Source organism: Oryzifoliimicrobium ureilyticum (assembly GCF_037199735.1).
Classification (GTDB): domain Bacteria; phylum Pseudomonadota; class Alphaproteobacteria; order Rhizobiales; family Rhizobiaceae; genus Rhizobium; species Rhizobium ureilyticus.
Map to the genome: position 1 here is coordinate 14,546 of NZ_JBBBVQ010000030.1, position 12,774 is coordinate 27,319.

13 protein-coding genes and 1 pseudogene are annotated in these 12,774 nt (G+C 58.5%); 6 read left to right on the forward strand and 8 right to left on the reverse strand.

Annotated elements, in window-relative coordinates; all coding sequences use genetic code 11:
- Window positions 1-12: 12 nt before the first annotated feature.
- The 8 genes from trbL to traI are packed head-to-tail and all read right to left on the reverse strand — an operon-like array spanning window position 13 to window position 6,998.
- On the reverse strand, window positions 13-1,215 hold the full coding sequence (trbL, locus tag VQ830_RS26320; RefSeq protein WP_337271123.1) for a P-type conjugative transfer protein TrbL: 1,203 nt from the start codon (window positions 1,213-1,215) through the stop codon (window positions 13-15).
- Window positions 1,209-1,442: an entry exclusion protein TrbK gene (gene trbK / locus VQ830_RS26325; protein ID WP_337271124.1), complete on the reverse strand. Its 234-nt coding sequence runs from the start codon at window positions 1,440-1,442 to the stop codon at window positions 1,209-1,211. The genes trbL and trbK overlap by 7 nt, the downstream gene beginning before the upstream one ends.
- Window positions 1,439-2,248, reverse strand: coding sequence for a P-type conjugative transfer protein TrbJ (gene trbJ / locus VQ830_RS26330; RefSeq protein WP_337271125.1), 810 nt, complete (start codon window positions 2,246-2,248; stop codon window positions 1,439-1,441). The genes trbK and trbJ overlap by 4 nt, the downstream gene beginning before the upstream one ends.
- Complete coding sequence (locus VQ830_RS26335) at window positions 2,223-4,688, reverse strand: conjugal transfer protein TrbE (RefSeq protein WP_337271126.1); 2,466 nt, start codon at window positions 4,686-4,688, stop codon at window positions 2,223-2,225. The genes trbJ and VQ830_RS26335 overlap by 26 nt, the downstream gene beginning before the upstream one ends.
- Window positions 4,689-4,699: 11 nt before the next feature.
- A complete protein-coding gene (locus tag VQ830_RS26340; protein WP_337271127.1) occupies window positions 4,700-4,999 on the reverse strand; it encodes a conjugal transfer protein TrbD in 300 nt (99 codons plus the stop codon).
- A complete protein-coding gene (trbC, locus tag VQ830_RS26345; RefSeq protein ID WP_337271128.1) occupies window positions 4,992-5,402 on the reverse strand; it encodes a conjugal transfer pilin TrbC in 411 nt (136 codons plus the stop codon). Before trbC ends, VQ830_RS26340 begins: the two co-directional genes overlap by 8 nt.
- The gene (trbB, locus tag VQ830_RS26350; RefSeq protein ID WP_337271129.1) at window positions 5,392-6,363 is read right to left on the reverse strand and encodes a P-type conjugative transfer ATPase TrbB; all 972 of its coding nucleotides are present in this window, start codon (window positions 6,361-6,363) and stop codon (window positions 5,392-5,394) included. The genes trbC and trbB overlap by 11 nt, the downstream gene beginning before the upstream one ends.
- Window positions 6,360-6,998: an acyl-homoserine-lactone synthase gene (gene traI / locus VQ830_RS26355; protein WP_337271130.1), complete on the reverse strand. Its 639-nt coding sequence runs from the start codon at window positions 6,996-6,998 to the stop codon at window positions 6,360-6,362. The genes trbB and traI overlap by 4 nt, the downstream gene beginning before the upstream one ends.
- A gap of 375 nt (window positions 6,999-7,373) precedes the next feature.
- Between traI and VQ830_RS26360 the strand changes: the two are divergent.
- The 6 genes and pseudogenes from VQ830_RS26360 to VQ830_RS26385 all read left to right on the forward strand — a co-directional run.
- Window positions 7,374-7,683: pseudogene (locus VQ830_RS26360) on the forward strand (plasmid partitioning protein RepA); the annotation flags it as partial.
- A gap of 291 nt (window positions 7,684-7,974) precedes the next feature.
- Window positions 7,975-9,042, forward strand: a complete 1,068-nt coding sequence (locus tag VQ830_RS26365) for a LacI family DNA-binding transcriptional regulator (protein WP_337271131.1) — start codon at window positions 7,975-7,977, stop codon at window positions 9,040-9,042.
- A complete protein-coding gene (locus tag VQ830_RS26370) occupies window positions 9,039-10,061 on the forward strand; it encodes an ABC transporter substrate-binding protein (RefSeq protein ID WP_337271132.1) in 1,023 nt (340 codons plus the stop codon). Before VQ830_RS26365 ends, VQ830_RS26370 begins: the two co-directional genes overlap by 4 nt.
- A 90-nt stretch (window positions 10,062-10,151) precedes the next feature.
- Window positions 10,152-10,979, forward strand: a complete 828-nt coding sequence (locus VQ830_RS26375; RefSeq protein WP_337271133.1) for an ABC transporter permease — start codon at window positions 10,152-10,154, stop codon at window positions 10,977-10,979.
- Window positions 10,976-11,755: an ABC transporter permease gene (locus tag VQ830_RS26380; RefSeq protein ID WP_337271134.1), complete on the forward strand. Its 780-nt coding sequence runs from the start codon at window positions 10,976-10,978 to the stop codon at window positions 11,753-11,755. The genes VQ830_RS26375 and VQ830_RS26380 overlap by 4 nt, the downstream gene beginning before the upstream one ends.
- Window positions 11,748-12,773, forward strand: a complete 1,026-nt coding sequence (locus VQ830_RS26385; protein WP_337271135.1) for an ABC transporter ATP-binding protein — start codon at window positions 11,748-11,750, stop codon at window positions 12,771-12,773. The genes VQ830_RS26380 and VQ830_RS26385 overlap by 8 nt, the downstream gene beginning before the upstream one ends.
- The last annotated feature ends 1 nt before the right edge of the window (window position 12,774 follow it).

Sequence of the window (12,774 nt, forward strand, 5' to 3'; positions counted from 1 at the left end):
GTCAGGGTCCCGTCACTTGCTGTCGTTGATCGGCGGTGGTGGAGGCGGTGTGCCGGGCCGGCCGGTCGGTTGGTCGAGTTTGGCGTTGGCGAGGCCGAGCATCGATCCGGCATAGGCGCCCGGCGAACCGATGGCCTTTTCTTTCGCCGCCGAGCCGACCGCGCCAGCCGCTCCGCCAATCCCGGCCTGCATGCCGCGCAGCGCAGCACTGCCGAGGGATGCTCCCCCTGCCCCTGCCCCTGCCCTTGCCGTCGTCGCCGCCTGAAACCCTCTGCTCGCCGCCGCTGTTACCAAAAAGCCGGCGCCCGCCGCAAAGGACGCGGCCTGTCCGCCATGGCGGATGGCTTCCATGCCGCCGCCGACCGATGCGCCTTGGACCACGCCCTGTAGGATCGGCGGCACATACATGGCGATCACGAAGACAACGACCGAGATCCCGGCAATCGCCAGCGTCGTGATGAACTGTTCCGAGGTCGCCGTCGGCGCTTCGGCGAGACTGAGCAAGATGTCCGAGCCGATCTTGGCGATCATGACAAGCGCCATCAGCTTCATGCCGACGGAGAAGGCATAGACGAGGTATTTGATCGCAAAATCCTTGGTGTACGAGGATCCGCCCAGGCCCAGCATAATCATACCGGCCAGCAGGCCGACATACATCTCCACCATGACGGCCACGAAGATCGCTGCGACCAACGAGAACGAGACGACCACCACCACCATGGCGAAGACGGCGGCAATCGCCAGCGCATTATCCTCCCAGAGGCCGAACTTCGCCTGTTCCGACATTTTCGTTGCGACACGAATGCCGGCATCAAAAATGTTGGCGGGAGAAGCCGAGCCGCCGCCGGCGCCGATCTGGTAGAGACTGTCGACCACGGCCTTGGCGAACTCCGGGCCCTTGTCGAGGATGAAGGCGAAGAGGCCGATGAACATGATGCGTCTGACGAGTTCGGCGAACCAGCTGTCAAGCGAGGCGGCGTTGATCGCCAGCCAGACCGCAGCGATCCCGACCTCGATGCCGGCGAGGATCCAGAACAACGAGCGAGCGGCATTCATCACCGTCGTCTCCCAGCCCTTGGCGGCGGTGACGACGGAATTTTCGAGTGTGGTGAGCATCTGTCCCTGTTGCGCCAGCGCGGGCGTCGTCGCCAGCAGGACGACCGTGATCGCGATGAATACCCGGTCAAGCGTGCGGGGAGAGGGAACGGTTACCATCGGGGCTTGATCTCCTTACCGCCACGGATGTCACGGTTGGAATTCCCACCAAAGAACTCTTCGCGATGTCGGCGTTTTTCCTCATCGGAGGACGAATTGATTGCAGCTGTGCCCGCTCCGGAAATTGCCGTGGCCTGCGGCTCGACGACGATCCAGGTGATGACGGTCGCGCCACCCGCGCGGACGACCGCGACGAGGGCGACAATGACGACCTGACGCGGGCTCACCAGCGGGGCTCCATCGTCTGGCCGCCACGGATGTCATACTCGGTCCCGCTGAAGAATTGTTCGCGCCGCGCCTGAGCCAGATCCTTTTGCGCTTGCTCGGACTGATACCAGGTGCCCATCATGGTCATCTGCTGTGAGACTAGACCCCGCAGTTTTTGCATCTGGGCCACCTGCTGCGCGGCGATTTCGTGCCCGACCTGCAGCGCCTTCATCTGGCCGTCGGCCGATTCCGACATCGACCTGAGCTGGGACATGGTACTTTCCTCGCTGGAGAATTGCTCGGCCGTCAGATTGGCGGCCTTCAGCGTTCCAGCGATCGTGTCGCGATTGGTGTCGGACCAGCCCTGATAGGTCGAGGAGAAGCTCGCTCCGTCAGGCAGATTGCTCTTCATGTCGGCAAAGCTCTGAAAACGCTGCTTGAGCACGTCGTCGACATTGCCCATGGAGAAAGCGACGCCCTGGCCCTGGTTGACGACATTCTGGAGGTTCTCGAGATCGCTTTCGACCTGACCCCAGACATGGTCCGGGAGCTGCGCGGTGTTTTGCAGCATGTTCTTGTAGATGTTGAGCTGGTTCTGGATCTGCTCGGCCAGCTGCGAGATCTGAGTAATCTGGTTGTTCACCTGCTCCGCGGACTTGCCGACGAGGCTGATCAGTTCCGTATTGTTGGCGAGCTGCGTCCATTCGGTCGCCTGCCCGGTGACACCACCGGCCTGAGCCGGCAGCGAGAGAGCAGACAAGAGCACGAGGGCCGCACCGAGCGCGGCGTGCACCACTCTATTAGGTTGCGAAGAGCGCGTCGGCATGGGCGATCCCCCTTTGCTGGAGCCAATGGAGAAGCCAGTCGGCCCCATGTTCAAAATGCAGAGCGCGGATGCGCTTCAAGTCTTCTTTTCCGGACGCCCCGACAAACGAGAGCGCGACTGGACCAAGTGCCATGTCGAAGAGCCTGCGGCCCTCGGGCGACACGACGTAATAGTCATGCTTCGGGATCGCGGTCGCGACGATCTCGATCTGCCGCTCGTTGAAGCCGATGCGCTCGTAAAACTCGCGTGTTCCCGGCTCCCGAGCAGCACCATTCGGCAGGCAGATCTTGGTCGGGCAGGATTCCTTCAGCACGTCGATAATGCCGGAACGCTCGGCGTCCGAGATCGACTGCGTGGCGAGCACCACGGCGCAATTTGCCTTGCGCAGCACCTTCAGCCATTCCCTGATCTTGTCGCGGAATACCGGATGGCCGAGCATCAGCCAAGCCTCGTCAAGGATGATCAGGCTGGGTGGGCCGGTAAGGCGCTTTTCGATGCAGCGAAAGAGATAGGTCAGAACAGGCACGAGATTGCGCTCGCCCATGTTCATCAGTTCCTCGATCTCGAAGCACTGGAAGGCAGCGAGCGCCAGACCGTCCTCCTCGGCATCGAGAAGCTGCCCCATCGGACCATCGACAGTGTAGTGATGCAGCGCGTCCTTGATCTCGCGCATTTGGACGCCCGAGACGAAGTCGGAGAGCGAGCGACCGCGCGACTCCGCCATCAGACCGATCTGTCGGGAAATCGCATTGCGGTAGTCCGGTGTGATCGTCACACCCTGCAGCGCCACCAGCATCTCGATCCAATCGGACGCCCAGGCACGATCAGCGTCGGAGGAAAGGTCGGCCAGCGGGCAAAACGAGAGTACCCTCGCCTCGCCACTCGCCGACGGGCCGATATCGCCGCCGATCTGGTAATGGTCGCCGCCGATCCCCAACGTCAGCGGCAGCATCGAGCCCCCCTTGTCGAAGGCGAAGACCTGCGCATCGGCGTAGCGTCGGAACTGGGCGGCGATCAGTGACAGCAGCGTTGACTTACCGGAGCCGGTCGGTCCAAAGATCAACGTGTGGCCGACATCATCGACATGCAGGTTGAGCCGGAAGGGCGTGGATCCGCTGGCGACCTGCATCAGCGGAGGCGATCTGGGCGGATAGAATGGGCAAGGTGCGACCGGGCTTCCCGACCACACCGAATTGAGCGGGATGAGGTCGGCGAGGTTGCGGGTGTTGATCAGCGGCTCGCGGATATTGGCATAGGAGACGCCGGGCAGGCTGCCGAGAAAGGCGTCCGTGGCATTGATCGTCTCGATTCGTGCGCCAAAACCTTCGGCCTGGATCAGGCGGCGGACTGCCTCGCACTTCTCCTGAAGGCCCTGCTGGTTCTCATCGAAGAGAACGATGACCGGCGTATAGTAGCCGTAGGCCACGAGCTGCGATGAGGCTTCGGCGATTGCGTCCTCGGTTTCCGCCACCATGAGCATCGCGTCCTGATCGAGTGATCGCGATTGCGTCTGGAAAAGCTGATCGAAGAATGGCCTGACCTTCTGCTGCCATTTCTTGCGCGTACGCTCCAGCTTCCCCCTTGCCTCCTCGGCATCGAGGAAGATGAAGCGGGACGACCATCGATAAGAGAGCGGCATCAGGTCAAGGCTGTTGAGGATTCCTGGCCAGCTTTCCGCAGGCAGGCCATCGATCGCCACCACGCCGAGAAACCGGTTTTCGACCAGTGGCGTCAGACCGTGCTGCAGCTCGGCCGTCACCAGCCAATCGAGATACATGGGAATCTCCGGCAGACGCACAGGATGATTTTCCCCGGTGATGCAGAAGCGGATGAACTGAAAAAGCTCGTCGTAGCGGGCGACACGATGACCGCCGCGCTCTGCCGTCTCGCGTGTCATCATCCGTCGGATCGACACGACATTGGCGAGATACTGTTCGACCTCGCGGACCGAGGTGAGAAAGCTCTCGAGCGCCTTGTCGGCATAAGTTGCGGATCTGCTATCACTGTCGGAATAGACATAGCGGGTCAGTCCGGACCGCCGCGGCTCCGGTGGGCGCCAGGTCAGGATCAGGGCATGTCGGCTTTCGTAATGGCCCCTGTTCCTCTGGAAATGCGCTCGCCGTTCGGCATCGATGACGCGGGTCACCAGATCAGGGAAGTGACTTGCTTCCTCCGTTGGATAATGCGCGATCGGCACCCTGATAGCCTCGACCTGGATCATCCATCCCGAACCGAGGCGCGACAGGATGGCATTGATCTGCCGCGACACCTCGTTTCGCTCGGCATCGGTCGAACTTTCGCTGTCCGGTCCGGCAAAAAACCAGCCGGCCATCAGCGAGCTGTCCTTCAGGAGAATAACGCCATTGTCGACCAGGCCGGCATAGGGGACGAGATCGGCAAAGGACGGTCCGGAATGGCGGAAGAATTTAAGGGCAACCATGCCGTACGCCCTCAGTACCTGCGCCACGGCGACGATGTCGCGCGGTAGAAGGTCTTGTAGGAGATATACCGGATATAGATCCGTCTCATCAGCGGATCGGCCTTTGCCATCATGCGGAGGGCAGCTAAGGCGACCAGCCAGACTGCAACGCCGAACAGGGCCGCGTACCAGGTCAAAACGACGAAGATCAGGATGACGGCGACAAGCGCCGTCACCAGGACAAGCTCGCGGTCGGCGCCCATCAATAGATTGGGACGTGACAGCGCCCGATGCACGCGCGACCGGACGAGGTTGGAGCCGGCGTCAGCCACGATCCCCCTCCCCTATTGTTAAAGGGGTCGCCTGAGGCGCAGGGACACTGGGAGCAGTCTGTGCCTCGGCGTGGTGGTCGCCGATCGATGCACCGGTTGCGCCGAACAGGGCAACGATCTGGGTCGCGCCGAGCAGAACGCCGCCGACAAGGGCGACGTAGCAAAGGCGACGGGCAAAATCGTTGAGCTCGCCGCCAAAGATCAGCATGGCGCCGGCGATGGCGACCGCGGCAAGCGCAATGAACCCGGCGACGGGTCCGGTGATCGACTGCTGGATCTGCTGCAGGGGCGATTCCCACGGTAGACCTCCGCCGCCCGAGGACGCCAATGTAGGCCCCGAGAGGCTGAAGGTGAAGGCGGCGACCGTGATCGCTGTGAGAATGGAACGGGTCTTACGCAACATGGCTATCCTTGTCGATCTGGGCATAATGTTCAGTCTGGTAGTGGTTGTTGCGGTATCCCTCGATGTGGATCACTTCGCGGACCCGCATTCCCTTCCCCGTTCGCTCGATCGAGACGACGAGATCGACCGCCTCGCCGATTACCTCCTGCATTGGCTGCTGGCTGGACTCGGCGGTCAGTTGCTCAAGTCGGCGCAGCGCCGACATGGCAGTGTTGGAATGGATCGTGGTGAGCCCTCCGGGATGACCAGTGTTCCAGGCTTTCAGGAGCGTGAGCGCTGCACCGTCGCGGACCTCGCCGACGATGATGCGGTCCGGGCGCAGCCGCATGGTGCTCTTGAGCAGCCTCGCCATGTCGATCGTGTCGCTGGTATGGAGCGAGATCGCATTTTCCGCTGCGCACTGGATTTCGACCGTATCCTCGAGGATTACCATGCGATCTTCGGGAGCGGCGGCAACCACTTCAGCGATGATGGCGTTCGCAAGCGTGGTCTTTCCCGAACCCGTTCCGCCGGAAATGACGATGTTCATGCGAGAGTCAATCGCGCTCCGTATCACGGAGGCCTGCGCCTCCGTCATGACCTTGGTTCTTACGTACTCGGTCAATGGAATGAGACATGATGCACGGCGGCGAATGGTGAAGGCCGGTCCAGACACCACGGGTGGCAGCAAACCCTCGAACCGGTGTCCACCGATCGGCAGCTCGCCGGAAATAATTGGTTGATCCGCGTCGGCTTCGGACTGCAAGGCGTGGGCGACGCTGCCAATCACGACCTCTGCAGCTGCAGCGGTCATCGCGCCGGCTGGCGCCACGCCGTGCCCTAATCTCTCGATAAAGAGTCGGCCGTCAGGATTGAGCATGATCTCAACCACCGTCGAATCGTCGAGGGCGACGCAGAGCTGATCGCCAAGAGCGTCCTGCAGCTTGCGGACTAGGCGGGGATGGGAGCGGAGCTGGGTCACGCAGCGCTCCGGATCTTCGGGCGCGCGTCGTGCGAGATGGCGGATTGATAGTCCACTGGACGGACACGGTCGAAGCTCTCCGGGTCGGCCGGCAGCGAGCCAGCAATCGCGATCGTGTTGCCTATTTCCCTTGGCTCCCCGAGCCGCCTCATCGGCCAGCCGGCGCGATTCAGGATCCGCTCGAAGCGGATGTCGGTCGCCGTGACGATCTCGTTGTAGCCGTTGGACATCGACCATTCGATGATGCCGGCGAACATGGTCAGCGTGGCCAGATGAAGGCGTCCCCCTTCCCTTGCCTCGCCAACCGATGTGTCGACGCAAAACCGCGAGCTTTCGACCATATTGGGTGAAGCGCAGAGTGAACCGCTTCCGAGGAGTTGGGCGAAAGTCCCCTCCAGCATGGTCGGGCCTTCCGCAGGTAGGAGGCGAGCGCATCCGACCACACGGGCATCGTCAGTCGTCGCAAGGATGTATGTGGGATCGAACTTGTCGTATTCGTCGAACTCACCCGATTTCGTAACAGTAACATCCCATTCGAGACGGCCGCGGAAGATGCTCGCGCGAAGGCGATGCATCTGTGCGAGTTCATCGGAATGATCGGCATATTTCTCAGGTGAGACGGTCAAGACGCGCATTTTTCTCTCCACTTGTTTCATACATGGGGAGAGAAATCATCTCAGAAGCGGTGTGACCATCTGCAGATCTGCAGTCGTGATTCTACGTCGCGAATTCAAAATTCAGTGCGCGCCAGCGAACGTCCGTGCCTCCGGCCACCGCTGGCGGGACTGCAGATCTGCAGTTTCCACCGACTATACTGCATCTGTGGAATCAGCCTAACTGGTGGAAACATATCAGGGAATCGTTGCACCGGGCGGAATCACTGCAAGTCTGTAACTGGTTGTTAACCTTAAATGTCTTGCGGCGAGATGGGAATCGGACAATAGTTTCGGAAATAATGGCCATAAAGCCATTTTTTCGAAAGTGAAGACTCCCGGGAAATAGTTCGCAAAATGAGCAATACGCTGCAACACAGGTTCCAATATCGAGATCGCCCAGCAGGGTTCAAAGATCTCTAGCGCATTGCATATGTTGCGTAGCCAGCAGTACCCGCCTAATGCTCGCAAAGGATTGCGCAAGTTCCAACTCGCGGAAGTCGCAGACTTCATGGGGGTAACCCAGACACATCTCAGGCAACTTCATTCTGACGGAAAAGGCCCTGAAATCGAGTCAGTCGGCGGACGCAGGTATTATACGGCCGATCAGATGCTTGAACTCCGGGATTACCTCGAGGCCAACAAGAAGTCCGACAAGATGCGTTATGGAACTTGCTTTTGCTTGATTAAAAACCTCGCTTGAGGCGCCGGACGCTACAAAATTCTTCTTCACTCAACGCTGATTGACTGTGACAACTCGCCAAACCTCTACCCCCGCATAGGCGGAAGGCTTCACCATCAAATTTCACCAGTTCATTATGCGGGTGTCGGTCTGTCACGAGAAGCAATCTGGCCTGCCGTGCGATGCTGGCAGCAATTCAAAAGCCCGAAAAGGAACTGATCGACAATCGATAGCAACTGGATTATGATGCTTAAACGATTAAGCAACGATTGATCGATGGCTTCTGATAAAGTCTCAGCAAACCTTACTGGCATTGCCGCTGCTTTGGGTGTTTCAAGCGCGACGGTGTCTAACGCTCTGTCTGGAAAAGGACGGGTTTCAGCAGAGCTCAGCGATAGAATACGCCGCAAGGCGATGGAGCTTGGCTATGTGCCAAGCCCTGCGGCGCGTGCGCTCCGCACGGGGCGAAGCGGTGTCCTCGGTCTGGTTCTTGCCGATATTGCCAATCCGCTTTTCCCGCAGATCGCGCAAGCCATCGAAAAAGCGGCCGCTGACGCCGGTTTCGGCGTGCTCATTGCCGACTCTCATGGTGATGTCTCCAAGCAAACCGAAGCCATCAACCGTTTGATCGAACGTGGCGTCGAAGGCATGATCGTCATTCCGCGCCGCGGCACCCGAATTGTTGACGTGGATTGTCCTGTGGCAGTGATCGATTCCCCGTCTACTCCGGGCAACACGGTGGCAGCCGACCACTGGGACGGCGGCTTGCAGATCGGCAGGTATCTTGCGGGGCTTGGCCATCAAGATGTTGTCATCATTGCAAGAAATCCTGATTCTAACGTGCAGAACGACCGCGTCGGCGGTATTCGCGCTGGTCTATCGGCTGCGGCACGCACCGAGACTCTCTGGATCGCCCACTTGGAACAGCAACACGGAGAAGGCTGTCGTCTTGGTGTGGCTGAGAAGGTGCGTCACGGCTTTACAGCTTTTGCTACAGTATCGGATTTGCATGCCCTGCGCGTTCTTACCGAGCTTCAGGACGAGGGTATTGCCGTGCCTCAACTGGCTAGCGTTACAGGCTTCGATGACCTGATCTGGGCACCTGTTGTCACCCCTGCCCTTACAACGATGCGCATGGACATGACGCGGATTGCCGAAGCGGCGATCACGGCTCTGGTTCGGGCTATCGATGCGCGGGATCCGGCAGCACGCCCCTCAGCCGGTGGCGTGATCGCCGATATTTCCAAAGTGGCGATGGAGCTGGTCATCCGCCGCTCTGCCGCCGCCAAGAACAAGAAAACAAGTAAAGACAAAATCCTTCCGGTCGGAGAACAGACATCATGAAGACAATCATTCTCGCATCCACCATTGGGCTTACGCTGTCCGTGGGAATAGCACAGGCGCAAGAAAAGACACTGACGATTTCCGTGTACGCCTTTGCGCAGGATGAGTTCAAAGAACTTGTCTATACCCCTTTCGAACAGAAATGCGGGTGTAAGCTGGTGGTCGAAACCGGCAATAGCGTCGAACGTCTTGCGAAGATGGAAGCCAACAAAGCGAACCCCGTCGTCGACCTTGCCATTGTTTCCATGGCCGACGCGCTTGCCGCCGCTCGCGGCGGTCTGATCGAGAAGATCGACCCCGCCAAGGTGCCGAATATCGATAAGCTTTACGACATCGCAAAAGATCCGAATGGCGACGGCATGAGCGTGGGGGTCAATCTCTATGCAACGTCGATCGTCTATAGAACGGACAAGATGAAGATCGATAGCTGGGGGGATCTTCTGAAGAGCGATATCGCCGAACATATCGCATTTCCCAACGTGACCACCAATCAGGGTCCGCCTGCCCTCTATATGTTGGGCAAGGCCATTGGCAAAGACACGCCCGATCTGGCTGGCGCGATTGACGCGCTTGGCGCCAAGAAGGACGATATCGTGACCTTCTACGTAAAGTCTTCCCAGCTCGTGCAATTGATGCAGCAGGAGGAAATCTGGGCTGCTCCCATCGGGCGTTTCTCTTGGGCACCGTTCACAAAGCTCGATCTTCCGCTCGCATGGGCCACGCCCAAGGAAGGCCAGACCGGTGGCATGAACGTTCTTGTCGTTCCGAAGGGGACCAAGAACGAGGATCTGGCGCTGCAATTCATGAATTTCTGGCTTTCAACCGACATACAAAAAGCGCTGGCCGACAGACTGGTGGATAGCCCCACCAACAAAGAAGTGAAGGTTTCCGAGGCAGTGGCGAACAACATCACCTATGGCGAGGAAACGGTTAAAAGCCTTAAGCTCATTCCGTCCGCCGCCGCGCTCGACAACCGCGATAAATGGTTGTCGGAATGGAATGCAAAGGTCGGGCAATAATCCTTCCGTTGCGTCCCACCCATCCTCGATCTTTGCTCCCAAGGGTGACGGGAGCTCCGCGATAGGTTACCTCTCAAAGGATCAAACACTATGTTCCAAAATCGGGGCGAAGCTCTCGCGCTTGCTTTGCCTGCCGCAGTCTTTGCGACAGGCGTTTTCCTTGTTCCGGTTTTCATTCTTCTCTCGGAGGGCTTCCGCACCGCCGATGGCTGGACATTGCGCGCCTATGTAAGCTTCTTTTCCGACCCGCTCAATCAAACGGTGTTTCTTCGCACACTCAAACTTGGTGCAATCGTCACGCTGGTTTCGGCTGTGATCGGCTATGCCGCTGCCTTTGCTATTGTCAGCCTTCCGCCGAGTTCGAAGGGACATGCGATAAATCTGGTCATCCTACCGTTGATGATTTCACCGGTTGCACGGACCTATGCCTGGATCGTCATCCTCGGACGTACCGGGATCGTCAATGAAGCTCTTCGGTTTTTTGGCCTGACAGACAGTCCAATCCGAATCCTCTTCAGCGAAACGGCAGTTTTCATCGGTCTGTTGCAACTGTTCCTGCCCTTGATGGTCATTTCGTTGATCAGCGCGCTGGAAAACATGCCACGCGATGTCGTGTCCGCTGCGCGTGTTCTCGGAGCAAACTGGTTACAGGTCTTCTGGAAAGTCATCATTCCCCTGACCAAGGAAGGCTTGGTGGTCGGCGGTACGCTGGTCTTTACCGGCTCTTTGACCGCCTACATCACTCCCGCCATTCTCGGCGGCTCAAAGGTCCTGATGTTGGAAACACTTCTTTACCAGCAGGTGACCGTCTCCAGTAACTTCGTTGCTGCGAGCGTCATTGCCTTCATTCTAATCGTCATGAGTTTTGCGGCCAATATTTTGCTGAAGCGTATCGCGACGGCGAGGAACAGAAAATGACGAAGCATCTTTTCGTTCCGCTGACGCTCGTTCTGGTGCTCGGCTTTCTTATCGGACCGTTCCTGATCATCGTAGCCGCCTCATTTTCGGCAGGCGATACGCTCTCGTTTCCCCCGCAGGGATTTTCGCTGAAATGGATCATGAAGGTCTTTACTGTCGAAAGCTTCAGGGACAGTTTTGCGATGTCAATGTTCCTTGCTATCGGCGGGACTGTAGCGGCTCTCCTTCTCGGCACTCCTGCGGCGTATGCGATGTCGCGCTACAAGCTGCCATTTTCGGAAACGATCCGGACCATCGTGTCGGCGCCCATCATCGTTCCGGGCATCGTCGTCGGTCTCGCGCTGCTTCGATATTTTGTCGTACCATTCGGCCTTGGGATCACGCTCGCGCTGTTCTTGGCACATGCGGCCCTCATACTGCCCTACGCCGTGCGTGTCGTGTCGGCGAGCCTAACCAATTTGCGCTCGGATATCGAAGAGGCCGCGGTGCTGCTCGGTTCGTCGAGGCTCGGCGCGTTCTTCCGTGTCGTTTTGCCGAATATTCGCGGCGGCATCCTATGCGCTTTCATTCTTGGTTTTGTCACAAGTTTCAATCAGGTACCCGTCTCGCTCTTTCTGTCGGGACCCGGTGTTCGCACGCTGCCGATCGACATGCTGGGCTACATGGAGATCGTCTTCGATCCCTCTGTCGCGGCTCTATCTTCACTTCTGGCCTTTCTTTCCATCGGCATTGTCTTCCTGGCCGAACGTTTTCTGGGATTCTCCCGCTATGTCTGACGCTGAATATCTTTCCGTGCAAAACCTTTCGCTCGCCTATGGCACCTCAATGGCGGTTGAAAAGCTGAATTTAACAATCCGGAAGGGCGAGCTTCTTGCCTTGCTAGGCCCCTCTGGATGCGGCAAGACGACGACGATGCGCGCCATTGCCGGCCTGATGCCGATTGCCGGCGGCCAGATTGATCTGGATGGCAGGGATATCACGCGCGTTCCCGCCAATAAGCGCACCGTCGGCCTTGTTTTCCAGTCCTATGCACTTTTTCCGCATTTGTCTGTTTATGAAAATGTCGCCTTCGGGCTGAGGTTGAAGGGAATGAAAGGCGCCAACCTCGATACCAAAGTGGCATCCGGGTTGAAGTCTGTCGGCCTGTCCAGCTTCGCCTCGCGCAAACCTTCGGAGCTTTCCGGCGGCCAGCAACAACGCGTGGCGCTTGCCCGCTCCATGGTCATGGATCCGAAAGTTCTCTTGTTGGACGAGCCTCTTTCCAACCTCGACGCCCGGTTACGATTGGAAATGCGAACCGAACTCCAGCGAGTACAAAAGGCAACAGGCGTAACAATGATCTTTGTCACTCATGATCAGGTAGAGGCGCTGGCGCTTGCAGATCGTATCGTCGTGATGAAGAACGGTGCGATCGAGCAAATCGGAACGCCGGAGGAAATCTATAACGCTCCTGTATCAGCCTTCGTGGCGGATTTTGTTGGCTTCGACAATATCTTTCGGCTGGAGGAAAAAAGGCTGAAAACGGAAAATGGCCATATAACGCTGTCTGGCGATATCCCTGAAATAACAGGATTAGCCTGGAGGCCAGGGGCTGTCACGCTTGGCTCAGGCCCTTTTGAGGGAACCGTGCGAGGCTCATCATTTGCGGGCAATACGCGCGAATATCTTCTCGATAGCGCCCTTGGCCCGATCAAGGCAGAGGTCGGTGCCGCCCTGCCCGCTTATGAAATCGGACAAAAGCTTGCTTTCGACCTCCCCGTCGAAAAGGCCGCCGGTTTGAAGGTGTTCAACTAAG

Coding starts and splice junctions, on each gene's coding strand:
- trbL (WP_337271123.1), bottom strand. CDS start 1,215: ATGGTAACCGTTCCCTCTCCCCGCACGCTTGACCGGGTATTCATCGCG.
- VQ830_RS26365 (WP_337271131.1), top strand. CDS start 7,975: ATGGCTTCTGATAAAGTCTCAGCAAACCTTACTGGCATTGCCGCTGCT.
- VQ830_RS26375 (WP_337271133.1), top strand. CDS start 10,152: ATGTTCCAAAATCGGGGCGAAGCTCTCGCGCTTGCTTTGCCTGCCGCA.
- VQ830_RS26385 (WP_337271135.1), top strand. CDS start 11,748: ATGTCTGACGCTGAATATCTTTCCGTGCAAAACCTTTCGCTCGCCTAT.
- trbJ (WP_337271125.1), bottom strand. CDS start 2,248: ATGCCGACGCGCTCTTCGCAACCTAATAGAGTGGTGCACGCCGCGCTC.
- VQ830_RS26335 (WP_337271126.1), bottom strand. CDS start 4,688: ATGGTTGCCCTTAAATTCTTCCGCCATTCCGGACCGTCCTTTGCCGAT.
- VQ830_RS26370 (WP_337271132.1), top strand. CDS start 9,039: ATGAAGACAATCATTCTCGCATCCACCATTGGGCTTACGCTGTCCGTG.
- VQ830_RS26380 (WP_337271134.1), top strand. CDS start 10,976: ATGACGAAGCATCTTTTCGTTCCGCTGACGCTCGTTCTGGTGCTCGGC.
- trbC (WP_337271128.1), bottom strand. CDS start 5,402: ATGTTGCGTAAGACCCGTTCCATTCTCACAGCGATCACGGTCGCCGCC.
- traI (WP_337271130.1), bottom strand. CDS start 6,998: ATGCGCGTCTTGACCGTCTCACCTGAGAAATATGCCGATCATTCCGAT.